The sequence below is a fragment of the Streptomyces sp. CA-243310 genome (genome assembly GCF_050936775.1).
Taxonomy (GTDB): Bacteria; Actinomycetota; Actinomycetes; order Streptomycetales; family Streptomycetaceae; genus Streptomyces.
Genome location: NZ_JBNJMF010000001.1, coordinates 2902804 through 2926293, shown reverse-complemented (window position 1 = coordinate 2926293; position 23490 = coordinate 2902804). Strand labels below are relative to the sequence as shown.

The following is a 23490-nucleotide window of genomic DNA, read 5'->3' as shown; positions in this document are numbered from 1 at the left end:
GGTCGGCGCCCCGTGGTCGGTGCGGGGGGCCGTCCGGTCGATCGGTGGCGGCTTCGGCGTGCGGCCCTCAGGGCCGACTGGTCAGATATCCACCCATGGAGGTGAAGTACTCCGTCGCGGTCAGTTCCCGGCCGTCCTCGGTGCGGACCCGGGTGACGGCGAGTCCGCGGTTGCGGCCGGTGCGCGCGTCGGCGCCGGCCACGATGACGACCCCGTCGCCCTCGCGGTAGAAGATCCGGCCGGGGGTACCCCCGTACCTGGCCTCGGACACCACGGCGGCCAGGATCTCCAGGCGCTTGCCCCGGTGGTGGGTGAAGGCGCTCGGGTAGGGGTCGGACTGGGCCCGGACCAGGCGCGCGAGGTCTTCGGCGGGCCAGTTCCAGTCGATCCGGACGTCTTCCTCGGCGCGCTTGTGGAAGAAGCTCGCGAGCGAGCGGTCCTGCTTGGTGAACTCGGTCCGACCGGAGGCGATCAGGTCGAGCGCGCCCACGGTGACCGGGGCGATCAGGTCGACCGTCTTGTGGAACAGGTCGGTCGCGGTGTCGGTCGGTCCGACCGGGACCGCCTGCTGGAGCACGATGTCCCCGGCGTCGAGTTCCTCGTCCATCAGGTGGGCGGTGACGCCCACTTCGGACTCGTTGTTGATGAGGGCCCAGATCAGCGGGGAGAAGCCCGCGTACTTGGGGAGCAGCGAGTCGTGGACGTTCAGGGTGCCGTGGCGCGGCAGTTCGTAGATGCGCGGGGGGATCCAGGTGCGCCAGTTGTTGGCGACGATGATGTCCGGATCCGCTTCCTTGAGGCGGACGAACAGTTCCTCGTCGTCCGGGCGGTTGCGGATCTCGACGGGCACCGCGTGCTCGGCCGCGAGGTCGGCGACCGAATCGCTCCAGATCTTCTCGTAGGCGTGCTCGCTCTTGGGGTGCGTGACGACCAGCACCACGTCGTGCTCGGAGTCCAACAGCGCCTGCAGAGTGCGATGTCCCCAGGTCTGGTAACCGAACATGACGACCCGCATGCGGTCCTCCTCAGAAGAATGATGGATTGGCTCCAGTAAAGCAAGGCTTACCTAACTACGCAACGCCCCTATATCCTGGGTTGGTTGAACGTGAAATTCCCCGAGAAGGGGGCCCGTCGCCCCATCGACAGGGGGTTGAGGATCAGGTTAGGCTAACCTAAGTTCCACTGGCAGTCGCACGTCGGCATGCCTTGCTTCCGCTGTTCCCCTCACACCTGGCAAGCGGCCGCCCCCCGATGGGAGTGACATGTCACGAGCTCTTCCTGACGATGCGCCATTGATCCACGACCTGATTGGAATCGGCTTCGGACCGTCCAATGTGGCGATGGCCATCGCACTGAGCGAGCACAACGCGAGCGTCGGCAGGGAGGGGGCGGTCACGGCCCACTTCTTCGAGCAGCAGCCCCGCTTCGGCTGGCACCGCGGCATGCTGATCGACGACGCGACCATGCAGGTCTCCTTCCTGAAGGACCTGGTGACGCTGCGCAATCCGACGAGCGAGTTCAGCTTCCTCTGCTACCTGCAGAGCCGGGGGCGGCTGATCGACTTCGTCAACCACAAGAACCTCTTCCCGCTGCGCGTGGAGTTCCACGACTACTTCGAGTGGGCGGCGGCCAAGGTCGACGACATGGTGTCGTACGGCCACGAGGTCATCGCCGTACGACCCGTCGTGATCGACGGCGTGGTGCGGTACGTGGACGTGATCGCGCGTTCCGGCGCGGAACCGGTGGTCCACCGTGCCCGCAACCTCGTGATCGGCACCGGACTGCGACCGCAGATGCCGGAGGGCGTCGAGCGCACGGACCGCGTCTGGCACACCTCCGACCTGCTGACGCGGGTGGACGCGCTCAAGGACACCGCCCCGTCCCGGTTCGTCGTGGTCGGCGCCGGCCAGAGCGCCGCCGAGAACGTGGCCTTCCTGCACCGCACCTTCCCCGAGGCCGAGGTCTGCGCGGTCTTCTCCCGGTACGGCTACAGCCCCGCCGACGACAGCGGGTTCGCCAACCGGATCTTCGACCCGGACGCGGTCGACGAGTACTTCAAGGCGCCCGAGGACGTCAAGCGCAAGCTGATCGAGTACCACGCCAACACCAACTACTCCGTGGTGGACATCGACCTCATCGACGATCTCTACCGTCAGCAGTACCAGGAGAAGGTCCTGGGCACCGAACGGTTGCGCTTCCTGAAGGTCTCCCGCCTCACCGACGTGGTCGAGACGCCCCACAAGGTGCTCACCACGGTCGAGTCGCTGGTCACCGGCGAGCGGACCCATCTGGACGCCGACGTGCTGATCTACGCCACCGGCTACCGTTCGGCCGACGCGCTCGGCCTGCTCGGCGAGATCGGCCGGTACTGCCTGCTGGACGAGCAGGGTCGGGTCAGGGTCGAGCGGGACTACCGCCTGACCACCGACCCCGAACTGCGCTGCGGCATATACCTCCAGGGCGGCACCGAGCACACCCACGGCATCACCTCGTCCCTGCTGTCGAACACGGCGGTCCGGGTCGGGGACATCCTGCGGTCGATCGTGGACCGCGGCCCGGAGCCCGCCGGCGGACCCCGCCGCGCCGCCGACGAGATCGGCTCCCCGCTCTAATCGGCTCCCCGCTCTAGGCCCTGTCGTCGAAGTCTCGCCCGGCCCGCGGCGCCACTTCGACGACAGGACCCAGGCCCTGTCGTCACAGTCCCGCCCGGCGCGTGCACCACGCGCCGGGCCGGTGCGACGTACACCCGCCCGCAGTCCCGCAGTCCCGTGAAAGGAAACACCCGTGCCACTCGGTACCCGCTCCGCGTCCACGAGATTCGCCCGCCTCCTCCCCCGCGCGGCCGTGGCCGCGACGGCGGCACTCACGCTCGCCGCCTGCGGCGGCGGTGACTCCGACAAGACGGACACCGCCAAGTCCGGCGAGACCGGTGCGGCGGCCGGGGCCTTCCCCGTGACGCTGGAGCACAAGTACGGCAGCACGACGATCGCCGAGCAGCCGAAGAAGGTCGTCACGCTCGGCCTGTCCGACCAGGACGCCGTCCTGGCCCTCGGCGTGAAGCCCGTCGGCGCGGTCGACTGGTTCAAGGAGCAGCCGTACGGCAAGTGGCCCTGGGCCAAGGACCTGTGGGGCTCCACTCCCCCGCAGGTCGTCGGCGAGCGCGACGAGTACAACATGGAGAAGATCGCGGCGCTCAAGCCCGACCTGATCATCGCCCAGTACTCGGGCATGAAGAAGGAGCAGTACGACACCCTGTCCAAGATCGCCAAGGTGGTGGCCCAACCCAAGGGCGCCGAGGACTACCAGGCGACCTGGCAGGTCATGACGAAGCAGATCGGCAAGGCGCTGGGCAAGGACGCCGAGACCGGGAAGCTGATCGCGGGCATCGACGCGCGATTCAAGGCCGTCCGGGACAAGCACCCCGAGTGGAAGGGCAAGACCGTCTCGGTCGGGGAGCCCTACGAGCCCGGCAAGTTCTCGGCCTTCTCCCCGAAGGACCCGAAGGTCATCTTCCTGAGCGAGATGGGCTTCACCACCTCCGAGGCCTACCGCACGGCCCTCGGCAAGGAGAACGTCGCCGACCTCAGTTCCGAGCGCCTCGACGTCATGGAGGCCGACCGGACGGTCTGGCTGGGCACCGCGGAGACCGAGGCCGCGATGAAGGCGGACCCGCTCTACCAGAAGACCAGGGTCCACCAGGAGAAGCGCGACCTGTTCCTGCCGTACGACAGCCCGGACATCGGCGCCGCGCTGTCCTTCAACACGGTCCTGAGCATCCCGTACGCCATCGATCAGGTCGTACCGAAGCTCGAGGCCGTCAAGTAACGCAGGTCCCCGTCCCGCGCGAACCAGGGAAAGGCTGAACGAAACGATGTCTGACGCCGCCGAGCCGGACGACCCGGCATCCGACTCCGCAATACCCGTCACCGGCGGGCAGGCCGGGATCTGGCCGGCCCAGCGGATCGAGCCCGACAGCTCGGCCTACAACGTCACGTTCACCCTGGAGTTGCGCGGGCCGGTCGACCTCGACCGCCTGGGCGCCGCCGTGCGGCAGGTGGTCGAGGAGGCCGAGTGCCTCCACGTACGGTTCACGGCGGACGCCGACGGGCAACCCCGCCAGCACGCCGCGCGGTTCCCGGCGCACGTCCCCCTCGTCGACCTGCGGGACGCGCCGGACGCGGAGTTCGCGGCCTGGGACTGGATGGAGGCCGACCGCGCGCGGCCCTTGGACCTCGCGCGGGGCCCCCTCTTCCGGCACGCCCTGGTCCTGCTCGCCGACGATCACGTCCTGTGGTACCAGCTCTACCACCACATCGTCATCGACGGCCTGAGCGTGGGACTGCTCTCGCGGCGGGCCGGCGAACTCTACGGCGACGCGGGACCGGTCGGCGGGATCGACTGGACGTTCACCCGCCTCACGGACTCCGAGGCCGCCTACCGGGCCTCCGCGCGCTTCGCGGAGGATCGCGCCCACTGGCTGGAGCGGCTCGCGGACCGGCCCGAACCCGTGCGCCTCGTGCGGCGCGGGCCCGCCGTGATCGCCCGCCGGGTGCGCTGCACCGACGAGTACTCGGTGGAGGACACCACGCGCCTGCACGCCGGCGCCGAGCGGTCGGGCGTACGGCTCTCCCGACTGCTCGTCGCGGCCGTGGCCGCGCTCCTCCACCGGGTCACCGGCGCGCAGGACCTCGTCCTCGGGCTGCCCGTCACCACCCGGGTGGACCCGGGGACGCGGGAGGTCCCCGGCATGGTCTCCAACATCGTCCCGCTGCGGCTGGGCGTACGGCCGGACATGACCGGCACGGAGTTGCTGGCCGAGGTCGACCGGCGCGTCACCGAGGCCGTGGCACACGGCCGTTACCGCGCCGAGGAGCTGGCCAAGGACCTCGGGCTCGTGGAGGGCGTGGCCGAACTCGTCGGGCCCACCGTCAACGTGCTGCCCGGCACGGGTTGGCTGCGCTTCGGCGAGCACCCCGGCGACCTGCGCCCCCAGTGGATGGGCCCCGTCAGCGACCTGGCCGTCACGGTGGGCGAATCGCAGCGCGGCGCCGTCCGCTTCCACTTCGACGCCGACGCGGACGTGAGCGACGACGAGGAGGTGGGCGGCCACGCCCGGCGGCTGCGCAGGGTGCTCGATGCCCTCGTCGACAGGCCGGAACTCCCCCTCGGTCGCATCGAGTTGCTCGCGGACTCCGAGCGGGACCACCTGCTGGACTCGCTCGCCGTCAGCGCCCACCCCACCGAGGAGGTGTCCTGGCCGGCCGCCTTCGAGCGCCGGGTACGACTCTCCCCGGACCGCACGGCCCTCGTGTACGAGGACCGCACCCTGACCTACGGAGAGCTGAACTCCGCCGCCAACCGGCTGGCCCGGCTGCTCCTGGCCGACGGGGTGGGCGCCGAGGACATCGTCGCCGTGGCCGTTCCGCGCTCCCCCGAACTCGTGGTCGCCCTGCTCGCGGTGATGAAGGCCGGCGCGGCGTACCTGCCGCTGGACGCCGACCACCCCGGCGAGCGGATCGCGTACATGCTCGCCGACTCCGGCGCGCGGACCGTCGTCACCACCCGGGAGGCCGCCGACGGGCTCCCCGAGGACACGGCCGCCGGCCGGCTGGTGCTCGACGAGCCGGCGACCGTCGCGGAGCTGGCGGCGGCCGATCCCTCGGACCCCGGGATTCCGGTCGTCCTGGACCAGGCCGCGTACGTCATCTACACCTCCGGGTCCACCGGGCGCCCGAAGGGCGTGGTGGTCTCCCACGACGGCATCGGCAGCCTGATCGCCACCGCCACCGAGCGGATCGGCATCGACGAGGACAGCCGCGTCGTGCAGTTCGCCTCGGTCGGCTTCGACGTGACCGTCTGGGACCTGGTCATGTCGCTGTGCGTCGGCGGCCGGGTCGTTCTCGTGCCCGTCGAGCGGCGGGTCGCGGGCCCGGCCCTCACCGACTACATCCGCGCGCACGGCGCCACCCACATGATCCTGCCGCCGTCGCTGGTCTCGGCGCTCCCCCGGGAGTGCGAACTGCCCGAGGGCTCGGTGCTCGTCGTCGGCACGGAGGCCGTGCCGGGCGAGCTGATCGCCCGCTGGGCCGGGCGGGTCCGCGTCGTCGTCGCCTACGGGCTGACCGAGGCGACCGTCAACTCCACGCTGTGGTCGGCGGATCCCTCGCGTCCGGGGCCCGCGCCGATCGGCCGCCCCGACCCCAACACGCGCACGTACGTGCTCGACTCCGCGCTCCGCCCCGTCCCGGTGGGGGTGGAGGGCGAACTGTACGTCGCGGGTCGGGGTCTGGCCCGGGGCTACCTCGGCCGGGCCGCGCCGACCTCGGAGCGGTTCGTCGCGGACCCGTACGGGGACCCGGGTACGCGTATGTACCGCACGGGCGACCGGGTCCGCTGGGGCGCCGACGGGAACCTGGAGTTCCTGGGGCGGGCGGACGGTCAGGTCAAGATCCGGGGCCACCGGATCGAACCGGGCGAGATCGAGAGCGCGTTCATGGCCTGCCCGGGCATCGCGCAGGCCGCCGTCCTCGCCGTCAAGGACCACCGGGGAGCCGGGCGCCTGGTCGCCTACCTGGTCACCGGGTCCGGGGCGGACGGGGCGGATGGGGCGCACGCGGCCTCTGACGATCGCGGGGGCGACGGGCGCACCGCGGAAGGGCCCGCGGCGGACGCCGTCGTACGGGCCGCGCGGGCCCGGGTGACCGAGGTGTTGCCGGAGCACATGGTGCCGTCCGCGGTGCTGCGCCTGGACGGCCCCCTGCCGCTGACGCCCAACGGGAAGCTCGACGCGCGGGCGCTGCCCGCACCGCGCTGGACGGAACTCGCCGGGGACGCGGAGCCGACCACACCGGCCGAGGCACTGTACGCCGGACTGTTCGCGGAGGTGCTCGGACTGCCCTCGGTGGGCGTCCACGACAGCTTCTTCGAACTCGGCGGGGACAGCATCGTGGTGATCCGACTGGTCACCCGGGCCCGGGAGGCCGGTGTCGAGGTCGGCCCGCGCGAGGTGTTCCGGCTGCGCACCCCGGCCGCGCTCGCGCGGGCCACCGGCGCCGCGGCCCCCGGCGCACGGCCGGCCGGCCCGCTGCCCGAGCCGTTCTCGCTCGTCGCGTCGACGGCCGCCGAGCGCGCCGACTTCGTGGCCGCCGTCCCCGATCTGGTGGACATCGTGCCGGCCACGCCTCTCCAGGAAGGTTTCTTCTTCCACGCGCAGATGGACGGCGCCGAGGCCGACGGGTACGCCGTACAGGACACCCTCGACCTCGCGGGCGACGTGGACGCGGACGCGCTGCGCGTCTGTGTCCAGCACCTGCTGGACCGTCATCCGCTGTTGCGCGCGGCCTTCGTCCAGCAGCACGACGGCCGGATCCTCCAGCTCGTCGGCGAGCACGTCGAGCTGCCCTGGACCCGGGCGGACCTCTCGGGCCTGGCCCCGGACCGGCGGGACGCGGCGGTGGAGGAGGCGGCCGCGGCGGAACGGGCCGCCGGCTTCGACCCGGGACGGCCGCCGCTGCTGCGGGCGGCCCTGCTCAGGCTCGGCGCGGACCGGTCACTGCTGGTCCTGACCCTGCACCACATCATCGCCGACGGCTGGTCGATGTCCCTCCTGCTGCGTGACCTGCTGGCCGGGTACCGGCCCGGCGAGGCGCCGCCGCGCCCGGCGCCCGATCCGGGCTACCGGGCCTACGCGGGCTGGCTCGCGGGCCTGGACCGGGAACGGGCGCGCGCCGCGTGGCGCGGGGCGCTGGCCGGGCTCGACGCACCGGCCGCGCTGCCCGTGCGGCCGGTGGAAGCGGGAGCCGGCGGGCACGGTCGGATCACGCTGGACCTCACGGAGCGGGAGACGGCCGCGCTGACGGCGCGCGCCCGCGCACTCGGGCTGACCCTGGGCACGGTCACGCAGGGCGCCTTCGCCCTGGCCCTCGCGGACGTGCTCGACTCGTACGACCTGGTCGTCGGGGTCACGGTCTCGGGGCGGCAGGCCCCGGTCCCGGGGGTCGACACCCTGGTCGGCCTGCTGATCAACACCGTTCCGGCCCGGCTGGCCTGGCGTCCGGAGCAGCCGCTGGGCGAGGTTCTGGCCCGGTTCCAGGAGAGTCAGGCGGAGCTGCTGGACCATCAGCACCTCGGGCTGGCGGAGATCCGGCGGGCCGTGGGCCGGGGCGAGCTGTTCGACGCGCTGGTGGTGGTCGAGAACCTGCCGGACGGCGGGGAGCGCGGCGATCCCGCGGGACTGATCCGGATCACGGGCTCCCACGTCCGGGACTCCGTGCACTATCCGCTCGCGTTGACCGTCCTGCCGGGCGCGCGGCTGCGCCTCCGGCTCGACCACGACCGTTCCCGGCTGGACGACCGGGCCGCCGAGCTGTTCACCCGGCGACTGCGCGCACTGTGCGCGCAGTTGGTCGCCGATCCGGCCCTGCCGGTGGCCCGTGTCGGCCGCGGGGCCGCCGCGGGCGCCCTGGCCGGGGCGGTGCGTCCGCTGCCCGGCGCCACCGTGCACGCGGCGTTCGGCGTCCAGGCCCGTCGAACGCCGGACGCGACGGCTCTGCGGCACGACGGCCACGGCACCCGATACGCCGAACTGGAGTCTTTGGCACAGGCGTTGGCGCACCGGCTCGCCGCCGAGGGCGCGGGTCCCGAGGCCGTGGTCGCGGTCGCGGTGCCCCGTTCGGCCGGCGAGGTGGTCGCATGGCTCGGTGTGCTCAAGGCGGGCGCCGTGTGCCTGCCCGTCGATCCGGGGGCACCGGCCGAACGGGTCCGGCACATGCTGGCCGACTCGGGCGCGCGGATCCTGGTCACCACCGGGGAGACGCGGGACGCGCTGCCCGCCGCGGCCGGGGTGCGCACGGTGCTGGTCGACGTGGACGGCGCCGTCGTCGGGGCCCGCGTGCACGGTCCGCGCGCGCTGCCGGACTCGGATCCGGACTCCGCCGCCTACCTGATGTACACCTCGGGGTCCACGGGCCGGCCGAAGGGCGTGGTGGTGACGCACCGCGCGCTGGCCGGGCAGCTCGCCTGGACGGCCGAGCGGTTCGGCTTCGGTCCGGACGATCGGGTGCTGCACCAGTACGCGGCCGGCTTCGACCCGTCGCTCCAGGAGGTGTTCGTCCCGCTGCTGACCGGGGGGACGGTCGTGATCGCCCGGCCCGACGGGCACCGCGATCCGGCGTACCTGATCTCCCTGATCCGCTCCGAACGGGTCACGACCCTCGACCTGGTGCCCTCGCTGTACACGGCGTTGCTGGCCGAGGAGGTGACGCCGGGCGGCGACGGGCCCTGGTGGTCGGGCCTGCGCCGGGCGTTCAGCGGCGGCGACGCCCTGACGGTCCCGTCGGCCCGGCGCTGGCGCGAGCGCACCGGCGTCCCGCTGTTCAACGTGTACGGGCCGACCGAGGCGGTCATCCAGGTCACCGGCTGGGAGGTCGGCCCGGATCCGCTGCCCGACGGGGGCACGGCGGCCACGGTGCCCATCGGCCGTCCGGTGTGGAACACCCGGCTGTACGTCCTCGACCGGCACCTGCGGCACGTGGCCGCGGGTGAGGTGGGAGAGCTGTACATCGCCGGTGCCCAGCTCGCCCGCGGCTATCACGCGCGCCCCGCCCTCACGGCGGAGCGGTTCGTCGCCGATCCGTTCGGCGCTCCGGGCGAGCGGATGTACCGCACCGGGGACCTCGTGCGGTCCACGGCGGACGGTGTGCTCACCTGTCTGGGGCGCACCGACCACCAGGTCAAGATCAGGGGCAACCGGGTGGAACTCGGGGAAATCGAGGCACGCCTGCGTGCCGAGAACACGGTCGGCGAGGCGGTCGTGGTCGCCCGCGCCGACGAGCGCGGGGTCACCCGGCTGGTGGCCTACCTGGTCCCCGCCCGCGCGGACGTGGTGCCCGACCCGGAGGAGCTCCGCCGGTCCCTGGCCGAGGCGCTCCCCGAGCCCATGGTGCCGAGCCGCTTCGTCGTCCTCGACGCGCTGCCGTTGACCGCGGGCGGCAAGACCGATCAGGCTGCGCTGCCCGCGCCCGAGGTGCGGCGCGGCGCCCGACCGGCCCCGGCCGACTCACCGGGGGATCGCGAGCAGCGGTTGCGTGAGGTGTTCGCGCAGGTGCTGGGCCTCGACGAGGTCGGCGGCGACGAGGACTTCTTCGTGCTCGGCGGGGACAGCATCCTGTCCATGTCGGTGGCGGCGCGGGCCCGCAAGGCGGGGCTGACCGTCACCCCCCGGGCGGTGTTCGAGCACCGTACGCCCGCCGCGCTGGCGGCGGCGGTCACGCCCACCGGGGCGGCGCAGGACGGTCCGCGGGCCGCCGCCGACTCCGACGGGGTCGGCAACCTGCCGTTGCTGCCGATCGTCCACCAGCTGCGGGAGGACGGCGGTCCGATCGGCCGCTTCAACCTGTCGATGCTACTCCGGTCCCCCGCCGGGGCCGACCTCGCCTCCCTGGCCGGTGCGCTGCAGGCCGTGGTGGACCACCACGACGGCCTGCGCCCGGTGCTGTCCCGGATGGACCTGGGGCCGGCCCTGCCGGCGCTGTGGTCTGTCGTGATCCGGCCGCCCGGCGCGGTGGACGCGGCGGGCCTGTCGCGGCGCGTCGACGCCCGCGGTCTCGACGGGTCCGCGCTGCGGGCTCTGATCGCCGAGGAGTCCGACGCGGCGGCTTCGCGACTGGACCCCGACGCGGGGATCGTCGTGCAGGCCGTCTGGTTCGACGCGGGCGCGGGGACGCCGGGTCGGCTGCTGCTCGTCGTGCACCACCTGGCCGTCGACGGGGTGTCCTGGCGGGTGCTGCTCGATGACCTGGCGGTCGCGTGGGAGGCGGTGTCGCGCGGCGGGCGGCCCGTGCTGGAACCGGTGCCGACCTCGCTGCGGCGGTTCGCGCGGGAGGTCGTCGAGCAGGCGACCTCGCCGCGCCGGCAGGCCGAACTGCCCTACTGGGCGGGGGTGCTGGCCCCCGGTGCGGAGTTGCTGCCGGGCGCGGGTCGGACCGGTACCGTCGGGGCGGCGCGTGAGCACGAGGTCCGGTTGACGGGCGAGGAGACCAGGGCGCTGTTGACGGTCGTGCCCGCCGCGGCCGGGGCCGATGTGACCGAGGTGCTGCTCGCGGCGCTGCGGGTGGCGGTGGCCCGGCGCGGCGGCAAGCCCGAGGGCGACCTGCTGGTGGACCTGGAGCGGCACGGGCGCGAGGGCTTCGGGGACGGGCTGGACCTGTCCCGTACCGTCGGCTGGTTCACGGGGCTGCATCCGGTGCGGCTGCCGGCGGCGGGCGATCCGCGGGATGTTCTCGGGCGGGTGCGGGAGGCGGTGCGTTCGGCTCCGGACGCGGGCGCCGGGTACGGCATGCTGCGGTACCTCAATCCGCAGCTCGCCCCGGTCTTCGCCCGGCTCTCCGGTGCCCAGTTGCTGTTCAACTACTTCGGTCGGCTGCCTGCGGACCAGGATCGGGACTGGGCACCCGCCCTTGAGGCGGACGCGTTGCGCGTGGAGCCCGACGCCGGGCTGGCGATGCCCTACGCGCTCCAGGTCAACGCCGTCTGCGCGGACACCCCGGACGGTCCCGAGCTGCGTGCCACGTGGACCTGGCCGCAGGGCGAGGGCGGGGCGCTGACCGGGCAGGACGTGAGCGAACTCGCCGACGCCTGGACGGCGGCCCTGCGCGAGTTGATCGCCGGCGCCGGTACGGACGGCACGCGCGGGCTCCGGCCGGCGGACCTGTCGTTGGTGGACCTCGACCAGGGGGGCATCGACGTGGTGGAGCGGGCCGCCCCGGCGCCCGTCGCCGACGTGTGGCCGCTGTCGCCGCTCCAGGAGGGCATCCACTTCCACGCCAGTTACGACGCCTCCGCGCTGGACGTCTACACCGCCCAGGACTGCTTCGACTTCGACCGTCGCCTCGACGTCGACCGGTTGCGCGCGGCCTGCGCCACGCTGCTCGCCCGCCATCCGGCGCTGCGCACCGGCATCGTCGGCGACGGTCTGCCCGGCCCGGTGCAGTTCGTCTGTGCGCCGGACACGATCACGGCGCCGTTGGTCGAGACCGACCTGACGGGGCTCGACGAGGCGGGGCGGGAGGTACGGCTGGCGGAGATCTCCGAGGCGGACCGGTTGCTGCGGTTCGACCTGACGTCGCCTCCGTTGTTCCGGCTCCGGTTGATCCGGCTGACCCCGCACACCGACCGGCTGATGCTCAGCCATCACCTGGTGGCCTGGGACGGCTGGTCGCAGTCCCTCTTCCTGGAGGAGCTCCTCGGCCTGTACGAGTCGGCCGGCGACGCCGCGGGGAGGGGGACGCCGGGAAGCTACCGCGACTACCTGGCCTGGCTCGCCGGGCAGGACGTCGACGCGGCGCGGGAGGCCTGGCGCCGTGCCCTGTCCGGGCTCGCGGAACCCACACTCGTGGCGCGGGAGCGCGGCGGCGAGCCGACGATCCCGCGCCGTCGCTCCCTCGACCTCGGCGCGCAGTTGAGCGAGCGGCTGCGCCGGTGCGCCCGGGAGCAGGGGTTGACCGTCAACGCGGTGCTGTCCGCGGCGTGGGCCCTGGTGCTGTCGGCGGCGGTGGGTCGCGACGACGTGGTGTTCGGGGCCACGGTGGCGGGTCGCCCTGCGGAGGTGCCGGGCGTCGAGTCGGCGATCGGCATGTTCTTGAACACCGTGCCGCTGCGGGTGCGGCTGCGGCCCGAGGAGAGCGTCCTGGAGCTGCTGCACCGGGTGCGTTCGGAGCGGGTCGAGGTGATGGACCACGAGTACCTGGGGTTGGCGGAGCTCCAGCGGGCGGGCGGTCACGGGGTCCTGTTCGACACCCTGTACGTCTTGCAGAACTTCGCGGACGAGGACGGTTTCCGTCGGCTCACCGAACGGCACGGCATCACCGGTGTCGACAGTGTGGACGCCACCCACTATCCGATGACGCTGATCGTCAATCCGGCCTCGGTCGTCGGCGTGAAGCTGGAGTACCGCTGCGATCTGATCGACGACGAGCGGGCGGCGGCCACCCTGGAGCGCTTCCGGCTCGTGGTGGGCCGGCTGGTCGACGGCCTCGCGGAGCGGGTCGCGGCGCTCGATCTGCTGCTGCCCGCGGAACGGGCCGCCCTGGCCCGCGCGTCGGCGGCCGACCTGCCGGTGCCGAACGAGACGGTCGCCGACATGCTGGCGGACCAGGTCGGCCGTACTCCCGACGCGGTCGCGCTGGTCTTCGGCGCGCGGGAACTCACGTACGCGGAACTGGACGACCGGATCAACCGGTTGGCCCGGCTGCTGCTGGCGCGGGGCGCCGGACCCGAGCGGGTCGTCGCCCTGGCGCTGCCGCGTTCGATCGAGATGGTGGTGGCCCTCTTCGCGGTGCTGCGCACGGGGGCCGCGTACCTGCCGCTCGACCTCGACCATCCCGCCGACCGGCTGCGGCTGATGATCGAGGACACCGGACCGCTGTGCGTGGTGTCCACGGAGGCCGTCGCGCCGACCCTGCGCGGGAAGGCGGGTCCGCTCGCCGTCGAGCTGGCGTTGGACGATCCGGGGGTCGCGGCCGAGCTGGCCGCGCTGTCCGGCGGGGTGGTCACGGACGCCGAACGGCCGGCGTTCGCCCACACGGTCGCGGACCGGTTGGAGCACCCGGCGTACGTCATCTACACCTCCGGTTCCACCGGTCGTCCCAAGGGCGTCGTCACCCCGTACCGCGGGTTGACGAACATGCAGCTCAACCACCAGGTGGAGATCTTCGATCCGGCCATCGCCTCGGCGGGCGGGCGGCGGTTGCGGATCGCGCACACCGTCTCCTTCGCCTTCGACATGTCCTGGGAGGAGCTCCTCTGGCTCGTCGAGGGCCACGAGGTGCACGTGTGCGACGAGGAGCTGCGGCGCGACGCCGCGGCCCTGGTGGACTACTGCGACCGGCACCGGGTGGACGTGGTGAACGTGACCCCGACGTACGCGCAACTCCTCATCGAGGAAGGGTTGTTGGAGCGTGACGAGGCGGCGGGCAGACATCGTCCCGCGCTGGTCCTGCTCGGTGGCGAGGCCGTGTCCGACACGGTGTGGGACCGGCTGGCCCGTACGGAGGAGACGTACGGCTACAACCTGTACGGTCCGACCGAGTACACGATCAACACGCTCGGGGGGTCCACCGCCGAGAGTGCCCACCCGACCGTGGGCCGGCCGATCCGCAACACCCGAGGGCACGTGCTGGACGCGATGCTGCGGCCGGTCCCGCCGGGCAGCCCGGGTGAGTTGTACATCTCCGGCACCGGTCTGGCGCGGGGCTACCACGACCGGCCGGGGCTGACGGCGGAGCGGTTCGTGGCCGATCCGTTCGGGGCTCCGGGGTCGCGCATGTACCGGACGGGCGACCTGGTGCGACAGCGTCCCGACGGGTTGATCGACTTCCTCGGTCGGACCGACGACCAGGTCAAGATCCGCGGCTACCGGGTCGAGTTGGGCGAGATCGGGACGGCCCTGTCCGAGCATCCGCTGATCGCCCACGCGGCCGTCGTGGTGACGGAACACGCGGGGAACAAGCGGCTGGTCGGGTACGTGGTGCCCGAACCGGCGGCGGCCGGCGGCGACACGCTCCTCACGGAGGTCCGCGAGCACCTCAAGGCGGTCCTGCCCGGCTACATGGTCCCGGCCGCCCTGGTGGCCGTGGAGACCCTGCCGTTGACGGTGAACGGCAAGCTCGACGTACAGGCCCTGCCCGCACCCGACCTGGGAGGTTCCGGCATCCGCCGGCCGCCGCGCACCGCCCGGGAGGAGGTGCTCCGGGCACTGTTCGCGGAAGTGCTCGGGCTCCCGGAGACGGCCGTCGGGATCGACGACTCCTTCTTCGACCTCGGCGGCCACTCCCTGCTGGCGACCAGGCTCGTCGGCAGGGCGCGCACCGCCCTCGCGGTCGAGCTGGCGATCAGGGACCTGTTCGAGGCCCCGACCGTGGCCGAACTGGCCGGGCGCGCCGAAGGCGGCGGGTCGGCGGGTCGGCCCGCGCTGACGGCGGGTGAGCGTCCGGCGGAACTGCCGCTGTCGCACGCCCAGCAGCGCCTGTGGGTGATCCGGCAGATCGAGCCGGCGTCGGCCGCCTACAACTTCCCGCTCGTGATGCGGCTGCGCGGCCGGCTCGACGTGTCTGCCTGGCGGGCGGCGCTGGCCGACGTCACGGCCCGCCACGAGGCACTGCGCACGGTCTTCGTCACCCGGGAGGGCCTGGCCTTCCAGCGGGTGCTGCCCGAGGACGAGGCCCTGCCGGTGGTGGAGGTCGTCCCGGCGACCGAGGAGGAACTGCCCGCCCTGATCGACACGGCGGTGCGCCGCCCGTTCGACCTCGCGGGGGAACTGCCGCTGCGCGCGACGGTGCTCACGGTCGGCACCGAGGACCACGTGGTCGTCCTGCTGCTGCACCACATCACCACGGACGAGTGGTCGGACCGGCCCTTCCTGCGCGATCTGGGCACCGCCTACGCCGCCCGGCTGGGCGGGACGGCGCCGCACTGGGAGCCGTTGCCCGTGCAGTACGCGGACTACGCGCTGTGGCAGCGGGAACTGCTCGGTGACGCCGCCGATCCCGGCAGCCTCGCCGCGCGGCAGCTGGAGTTCTGGCGCGGCGCCCTGGAGGGGGCGCCGGAGGAGATCGAGCTGCCCGCCGACCGGCCCCGGCCCGCCCGGCCCGTCTTCACGGGTGGTGAGTTGGACGTCTCGTTCGACGCGCGGGCGCACCGGGGGCTGCGCCGGCTCGCGAAGGAGCACAACGCGAGCATGTTCATGGTGGTGCACGCGGCCGTCGCGGCGCTGTTGCACCGGATGGGCGCGGGAGCGGACCTGCCGATCGGCTCGCCCATCGCGGGGCGCGGCGACGAGGCCCTGGACGACCTGGTGGGCTTCTTCGTCAACACGCTGGTGCTCCGGACCGACCTGGGCGGGGACCCCGCCTTCGGTGAGCTGGTGGAGCGGGTGCGCGACACCGCGCTGGCGGCGTTCTCGCACGCCGACGTGCCGTTCGAGGCGGTGGTGGAGGAACTCAATCCGACCCGTTCGCTCGCCCGCAACCCGCTCTTCCAGGTCATGGTCGGCTACCACCAGCGCACCGGGGAGGACGCGGCCCTGCCCGGATTGGCGGTGGAGTACGTGCCGTTCCGGATCAGCTCGGCCAAGTTCGACCTCGTGTTCAGCTTCACCGAGCGCACGGGCTCCGACGATCCGGGTGCGGACGGTCTCGACTGCCGGCTGGAGTTCGCCACCGAGTTGTTCGACCGCGAGAGCGTGGAGCGACTGGGCGAGCGGCTGCGCCGGCTCGTCTCGGCCGTGGCCGCCGACCCGGCCCTTGCGGTGTCCCGCCTGGAGATCATGGACGCCGGGGAGCTGCGTCTGGTGCGGGAGGAGTTCAACGCCACCGACCGGGTGGTGGACGAGCTGTCCCTGCCCGCGCTGTTCGCGGCGCGGGTCGCGGAGCGGCCCGACGCCCCGGCGGTGGTCGAGCGGACCACGACACTGGGCTACGCGGCTCTCGCTGCCCGGTCCGACCGGATCGCCCGGCTGCTGGCCGCGCGCGGGGTGGGCGTCGAGAGCGTGGTCGGGGTGGCCGTGCCGCGCTCGACCGACATGGTCGCGACGGTCCTGGCGGTACTCAGGCTGGGTGCGGCGTTCCTGCCGCTCGACCTCGTCCATCCCGCCGACCGGCTCGCCTACATGGTCGAGGACTCGCGTGCCGTCCTGGTCGTCGGAACCGAGTCCGTCGCGGGGAAGATCCCCGCGGTCGAGGGGGTCTCGGTGGTCCTGCTGGACGCCCCGGGCACGGCGGCCGAGCTCGACGGACTGCCCGGCGGCGCCCCGGACCTGCCGGACGTGCCCCTGGACGGGGCCGCGTACGTGATCTACACATCGGGTTCGACGGGCCGTCCCAAGGGCGTGGTCGTCCCGCACGAGGGCATCTCCAGCCTGGTCGCCACCGCCGTGGACCGGATGGGGTTGCGCAGCGACAGCCGGGTCCTCCAGTTCGCGTCGATCGGCTTCGACGTGGCCGTGTTCGAGCTGGCGATGGCCCTGTGCCACGGCGGCCGGCTGGTGCTCGTCCCCGACGAGGCGCGGGTGGCGGGATCGGCGCTCACCGAGTTCCTCGCGGAACAGGGCGTCACGCACATGATCCTGCCGCCCTCGCTGGTCTCGGCGCTGCCGGCCGGCTGTGAGCTGCCGGAGGGCTCGACGATCCTGGTCGGCACCGAGACGGTGCCCCCGGACCTGTTCGAGCGCTGGGGCGCCACGGTGAACCTCATCGCGGCGTACGGACTGACCGAGGCCACCGTGAACTCGACGCTGTGGCCCGCGCGTCAGGCCGGCGGGCGTCCCGGTGGTCGGGTGCCGATCGGCCGTCCCGACCCCAACACCCGCTGTCACGTGCTGGACGCGACCCTCTCCCCCGTCCCGCCCGGGGTGACCGGCGAACTGTACGTCGCGGGTCGGGGTCTGGCCCGCGGCTACCTGGGCAGGCCGGGGCTGACCGCCGAGCGGTTCGTCGCCGACCCGTTCGGGGCGCCCGGCGACCGGATGTACCGCACCGGGGACCGGGCCCGTTGGCGGCGGGACGGCAATCTGGACTTCCTGGGCCGCGTCGACACGCAGGTGAAGATCCGCGGCTTCCGCATCGAGCTGGGCGAGATCGAGTCGGCCCTGGCCGCGCATCCCGACGTGGCGCAGGCCGCGGTGGTGGCCGAACGGGACGGTGACATCGTGCGTCTGGTGGGGTACGCCGTGGCGGAGCGCGGGGAACTCGACCCGCGGGCCCTGCGCGCGCACGCGGCCGGGCTGCTCCCCGAGTACATGGTGCCCGCCCTGGTGGTGCCGCTGGACGGGCCGCTGCCGCTCACCCCCAACGGGAAGCTGGACCACAAGGCGCTGCCCGCGCCCGACTGGTCGGGGATGACGGGCGACGCCCGCCCGGCCGATGCCACCGAGACGCGGTTGGCGCGGTTGTTCGGCGAGATCCTCAAGCTGGACGAGGTCGGTGTCCACGACGACTTCTTCGCCCTGGGCGGCCATTCCATGGCCTCCATGCGGCTGCTGGGCCTGATCAGGGCCGAGTTCGGGGTGGAGCTGGGCATCCGGGACGTCTTCGACGCCCTCACGGTCAGTGGCATCGCGGAGCGGCTGGCCGGCGCGCGGGCGGCCCGGCCGGCCCTGCGGGCGGGCGCCGGATCGGGGAGGCGGGAGCTTCCCGCAGCGCCGGTTCAGGGCGCGCAGTGGCGGGCGTACGGACCGCGGCCCGGCTTCGACAGCGCACTCGCGCTGCGCTCGCCGGGCGGGCTCGACCCCCGGGCGCTGGCCGACGCGCTGGCCGACGTGGTGGACCGGCACGCCCCGCTGCGCACCTCCTTCGGCGAGGAGGCGGGGGAGCTGCGGCTGCGTCCCGCCGTCGAACCACCGGTGCTGGCCGTCGAGGAGTGCGCGGACCTGGAGTCCCGCCTCGCCGAACTCGCGGGCGACACGGCGGACCTGACCTCGCAGGCGCCGCTGCGGGCACGGCTGCTGACGGCTCCCGACGGGGCCCAGGCCCTGTTGCTGGCCTCGCACCACCTGGCGGTGGACGAGTGGTCGGTGGTGCCGCTGTTCCGGGACCTGACGACGGCGTACGCGGCCCGGGTCGGCGGCGCCGCGCCCGACTGGGAGCCGTTGCCGGTGTCCTACGCGGACTACGCGCTCTGGGCGCGCGAGGTGCTCGGCGACCTCGACGACCCGGGCAGCGCGGGTGGGCGGCAGCTCGCCTACTGGCGCCGGACGCTGCGGGAGGCGCCGCGCGCCCTGGCCCTTCCGACGGACCGTCCGCGGCCCGCGGACGCCGGCCGGGCGGGGTACACGGCCGGACACGTGCCGTTCGTCCTCGACGAGGGCTTGCACGCCCGGGTGGACGCCCTGGCCCGGGCGAGCGGGACCAGCATGTTCATGGTGCTGCACGCGGCGCTGTCGGCACTGCTGACGGCGCACGGCGCGGGCACCGACCTGCCGATCGCGACGATGGTCGCGGGCCGGTCGGACGAGCGGCTCGCCCCGCTGGTCGGTTGCTTCCTCAACACGGTGGTGTTGCGTACCGACACCGGCGGCGACCCGACCTTCCTGGAGCTGTTGACGCGGGTGCGGGAGACGACGCTGAGCGCGCTGGAGCACCAGGAGGTGCCGTTCGACGCGGTGCTCCGCGCCTCGGGGTTGCCGGCGCGGGGGCCGCAGGTGACGGTGGTCCACCACGAGCAGGCGGACCTGGACGAGTTGGAGGGCGGCATGGGCACCTTCCAGGCCGTTCCCGTCGCCCGGACCACCGCGGAGCTGACGCTCGGGTTCTACGAACCGCGCGGCGAGGGACCGGTGTACGGCGAGCTGATCCACGCGATCGAGCTGCTGGGCCCTGCCAAGGCCCGGCGGCTCGCCGAGGAACTCCACGTGCTGATCGGGCACGTGGCCGACGACCCGCGGCAGCCGCTCTCGGAGCTGTTCGCGATCATGTCCACAAGGAGTGGGAGCGCATGACGACCAACCCGTTCGAGGACCCTCGGGGACGCTTCCTGGTCCTGGCCGACGACGAGGACCGACACTCGTTGTGGCCCGCCTTCGCCGAGGTGCCCGCCGGATGGCGGATCGTGTTCGGGGAGGACACCCGGGACGCCTGCCTGACGTACGTCGAGACCCACTGGACGGACCTGCGGCCCAAGAGCCTGGTCGGACGGGACTGACCCTCCGGGTCCCCCGAGGACGGGCAGAGCCCCGGACGTCGCTGCCGCGGCGTCCGGGGCTCTCGCGTGCGTGCCGGGGTCCGACCGGGCGGGGTCGTCCCGGGGTGCTCAGGCCTCGCGGGGCCGGGGCAGGGGCAGGGTGGCGTCCGTCGGACCGGAGCGCCGACTGTCGGACCAGGCCGCCCAGAGGCCGGCGTAGCGGCCGCCCGCGGCGACCAGTTCCGCGTGGGTGCCGCTCTCCACGACCCGGCCCCGGTCGAGGACGACGATCCGGTCCGCGCTCGCCGCCTGCGGCAGCCGGTGGGCGACCATGAGTCCGGTCCGGCCCTCCAGGGCGCGCAGCGCGGCGGCTTCCAGGGTGCGGGCGCCGGCGCTCCCGGCATCGGCGGTGGCCTCGTCGAGGATCGCCACGGGCGGATCGGCGAGCACGAGCCGGGCCAGGGCCAGTTGCTGGGCCTGCGTCACCGTCAGCCGGTGTCCGCCCTCCCCCACGACGGTGGCCACGCCCTCGGGCAGGGCCTCCACCCAGGTCAGGGCATCGACGCGGGCCAGCGCGGCGGTGATCTCCGCGTCGGTCGCCGCGGGCCGGGCCAGCCGCAGGTCGTCCGCGAGCGGTCCGGCGAAGACGTGCACCTCCTGGCTGATCAGGGTCACGGCGGCGCGTACGCCCGCCGGGCCGAGTTCGCGGGTGTCGGCGCCGCCGAGTTCGATCGAGCCGGAGGTCGGTCGGTGGACGCCGGCGATCAGCTTGGCGAGGGTGGTCTTGCCGGCGCCGCTGGCGCCGACGAGCGCCACGCGTTCCCCGGCCCGGACCTCCAGCTCCACCTCGGTCAGGACCGGGTGGCCGGCCTCGTACGCATGGCCGAGCGCCCGGACCCGTACGGAACCGTCGGCCGGTCGGGCCGCCCCCGCGGGCCCCTCCTCGGCCGGCAGGGAGGCGACGCCGACGAGCCGGGCGAGGCTCGCGCCGGCGGACTGGGCGTCGTCGATGAGGAACAGGGCCGTGTTGACGGGGTTGAACAGGCCGTGGAAGTAGAGCGCCGCGGCGGTGGCGGTGCCGATGCTCACGGAGCCGTTGCCGACCAGCAGGTAGCCGGTGACCAGTACGGCGGCGAGTCCGATGAACTCGGCGAGGTTGAGCCGGGAGAAGAAGCCGGAGACGAGCCTGATCCCGCGCAGGGCCAGGTCGACGGCCTCCCGCGAGCGCGCGTCCAGCAGTCGGGCGTGCTGCCCGGTCAGGCGGAACGCCCGTACCGTGCGCACGCCGCCCACACTGTCGAGGAGCTGGTGCTGGAGGGCGCCGTTGGCGACGCGGTGGGCGGCGTACACGGGGACCGCGCGCGGGATGTACCAGCGGACGGTCAGGACGTGGACCGGGACGGCGAGCAGTACGGCGAGCGGGAACCGCCAGTCGAGCACGGCGAGTCCGGCCAGGGTCAGCACGATGGTCAGGAGGGCGGTGGTGAACTCGGGGAGGGCTTGGCGCACGACCCGGGTGATGAGGGTGACGTCGCCGGTCACCCGTGAGGTGAGGTCGCCCGAGCCGGCCTGTTCGACGCGTTCCAGTGGGAGGTTCAGGGCCCGTTCGATGAACCGTTCGCGCACCCCGGCGAGGACGGTTTCGCCGAGCCGGGCGACGAGGGAGCTGCCGAGGGCGGTGGCGGCGCCCCGGCCGACGGCCACGGCGAGCAGGAGGATCATCGGGACGGTCAGCGAGCCGGTGCCCCGGTACGCGGCCACCAGGTCGACCATGCGGCCGAGGATCGGGGCGGTGAGCAGGCCGATGCCGGTGCCGAGGGTCAGGACGGTCGCGGCGGTGAGGGCCTGGAGGCGGCGTCCGCGCAGCAGTTCGGCGACGGCTGTGAGGGTCTGTTTGCTGGTGGCCACGGGCAGGATGGCGCGTGCGGCGGCGCTCGTCCCGCCCGGCGGCGGTGCGTCGGTCGACCCGGTCGACCCGGTCGGCTCGTTCCGCCCGGTCGGCTCTTCGGGCGTGTCGTCGGAACTCATACGAGCACCACCGATCGGTAGGACGCGTCGTCGGTCACGAGTTCCGGATGGCGGCCGTCGGCGGTGACGGCGCCGTCGCGGATGACCACGACGCGGTCGGTGACGGACAGCAGCGCGGGGCTGGTGGTGACGAGGAGCGTGGTGCGGCCCTTGCGCAGGTCGCGCAGGCGCGCCGCGATCAGCGACTCGGTGACGGTGTCCACGGCGGTGGTCGGGTCGTGGACGACCAGGACGTGCGGGTCGGCGGCCAGGGCCCGGGCCAGTGCGACCCGTTGGCGTTGGCCGCCGGACAGCGACCTGCCGCGTTCGCCGAGCGGGGTGTGCACGCCCCGGGGAAGCGCACGGGCGACGTCGTCGGTGGTGGAGGCGTTGAGCACCGGGGCGAGGTCGGCCACGGAGGTGTCGGACCCCGCCCGGATGTTGTCGAGCAGGCTGGCCTCGAAGAGGTCGGCGTCGTGGTGGGCGACGAGGACGGCGCGGCGTACGGCGTCGGGGTCGAGGGAGGACAGGGCGATCCCGCCCAGTTCGACCGTGCCGCGCTCCGGGTCGAACTCACGTCCGAGGCACAGCAGCAGGTCGGTGGCGGCGGCCGGGTCGGGGCAGACGACGCCGACCAGGCTGCCCTCCGCGATGTCCAGGTCGATGTCGCGCAGCGCCCCGTACGAGACTCCGCGCAGCCGCAGTCCGCCCGTGAACGGGTCGGGCGGGGTGGCGGTTCCGGCGGGCACGGCGTGCGAGGAGTCGAGCACCTCGCCGATCCGGGCGGCGGAGGCACGGCCCTGCGCGAACTCGGCGCTGACGTAGGTGAGGAGTTGGAAGGGGCCGAGGAGGAACTGCGCGAGGCCCACGGCCGCGACGAGTTCACCGACGCTGAGCGAGCCGTTCATGGCGAGGCGGGCTCCGACCAGCCCGATGACGGCGATGAAGACGCCGGTCAGGGAGAGGATCGCCCCGTCGTGCCAGGAGCGGCTGCGGGCGGCGCGCAGGGCTGCCGCGAGGGAGTCCCGGCTGGTGCGGCGGTACCGGTCCACTGCCGCGGGTTCGGCGCCGATGCCCTTGAGCACGCGCAGGCCGGCGACCAGGTCGGCGGCGACTCCGGAGGCGTGCGCGGCCTGTTCCTGTTCGGCCTCGCTGCGCCGTTCGAGGGGGCGGCTGATGAGGTGTCCGAGCCACAGCAGGGGCGGCACCCCGAGCAGGATGAGCAGGCCGAGGGGTACCGATACGCGCAGCAGGGCCACGGCGCTGACGGCGAGCCCGGCGACGGCGGCGATCCCGTACGGCAGGGCGGCGACCACGGCGCCCACCCGGGCCGCGTCGCCGGTGGCCATGGCGGTGAGCGCGCCGGGCAGCCGGCCGGAGTCGGCGCCGCCGCGCGGGTCGAGGACCCGGATGCCGAGTTCGGTGCGGATGCGGTGCGCGGCCAGTTCGCCGGAGCCGTCGGTGATGCGGGCCGCGGTGCGGTAGCAGGTGGACAACACGAGGAAGAGCACGGCGAGGACGAGCAGCCAGCGCAGGAGTGCCGCTCCGGATCCGGTGGCGACGGCCCGGTCGATGATGACGCCGATGACGACGGGGACCATGGCCTCGCAGGCCTGGTGGGTGGTTCCGAGGAGCGAGGCGGCGGCGACCCGGCGCCGCTGCGCGGTGATCGCGCGCCGGAGGACAGAGCCTCCGGGTGGGCTGCCGTCGAGCATGCGGGACCTCCGGAGGTCTCGGGTTAGGTGAGGCTACTCTAATGTTCGACCCTCCCCATCGGGTGCGAATTCCCGCGCCCGATGGACTGCCTTGCGG

The 23490-nt window shown here is 73.6% G+C and carries 7 protein-coding genes; 4 read left to right on the top strand and 3 right to left on the bottom strand.

Annotated elements, in window-relative coordinates:
- Positions 1 to 67: 67 nt before the first annotated feature.
- Positions 68 to 1015, bottom strand: a complete 948-nt coding sequence (locus ACQEVM_RS13030) for a methionyl-tRNA formyltransferase (RefSeq protein ID WP_433078122.1) — start codon at positions 1013 to 1015, stop codon at positions 68 to 70.
- 247 nt (positions 1016 to 1262) lie between these two features.
- Between ACQEVM_RS13030 and ACQEVM_RS13025 the strand changes: the two genes are divergently transcribed.
- The 4 genes from ACQEVM_RS13025 to ACQEVM_RS13010 all read left to right on the top strand — a co-directional run bounded on the left by ACQEVM_RS13025 (position 1263) and on the right by ACQEVM_RS13010 (position 19692).
- On the top strand, positions 1263 to 2612 hold the full coding sequence (locus ACQEVM_RS13025) for a lysine N(6)-hydroxylase/L-ornithine N(5)-oxygenase family protein (protein ID WP_433078120.1): 1350 nt from the start codon (positions 1263 to 1265) through the stop codon (positions 2610 to 2612).
- Between the two features lie 172 nt (positions 2613 to 2784).
- Positions 2785 to 3825, top strand: coding sequence for an iron-siderophore ABC transporter substrate-binding protein (locus tag ACQEVM_RS13020; RefSeq protein WP_433078118.1), 1041 nt, complete (start codon positions 2785 to 2787; stop codon positions 3823 to 3825).
- Positions 3826 to 3871: 46 nt separating this feature from the next.
- Entirely contained in the window at positions 3872 to 19489 is a 15618-nt protein-coding gene (locus ACQEVM_RS13015) for an amino acid adenylation domain-containing protein (protein WP_433078116.1), read from the top strand.
- On the top strand, positions 19486 to 19692 hold the full coding sequence (locus ACQEVM_RS13010) for an MbtH family protein (protein ID WP_433078113.1): 207 nt from the start codon (positions 19486 to 19488) through the stop codon (positions 19690 to 19692). The genes ACQEVM_RS13015 and ACQEVM_RS13010 overlap by 4 nt, the downstream gene beginning before the upstream one ends.
- 108 nt (positions 19693 to 19800) lie before the next feature.
- Here the strand turns inward: ACQEVM_RS13010 and ACQEVM_RS13005 are convergent, their stop codons facing one another.
- Positions 19801 to 21699, bottom strand: a complete 1899-nt coding sequence (locus tag ACQEVM_RS13005) for an ABC transporter ATP-binding protein (protein ID WP_433078111.1) — start codon at positions 21697 to 21699, stop codon at positions 19801 to 19803.
- Positions 21696 to 23393: an ABC transporter ATP-binding protein gene (locus tag ACQEVM_RS13000; RefSeq protein ID WP_433078109.1), complete on the bottom strand. Its 1698-nt coding sequence runs from the start codon at positions 23391 to 23393 to the stop codon at positions 21696 to 21698. The genes ACQEVM_RS13005 and ACQEVM_RS13000 overlap by 4 nt, the downstream gene beginning before the upstream one ends.
- Positions 23394 to 23490 lie beyond the last annotated feature (97 nt).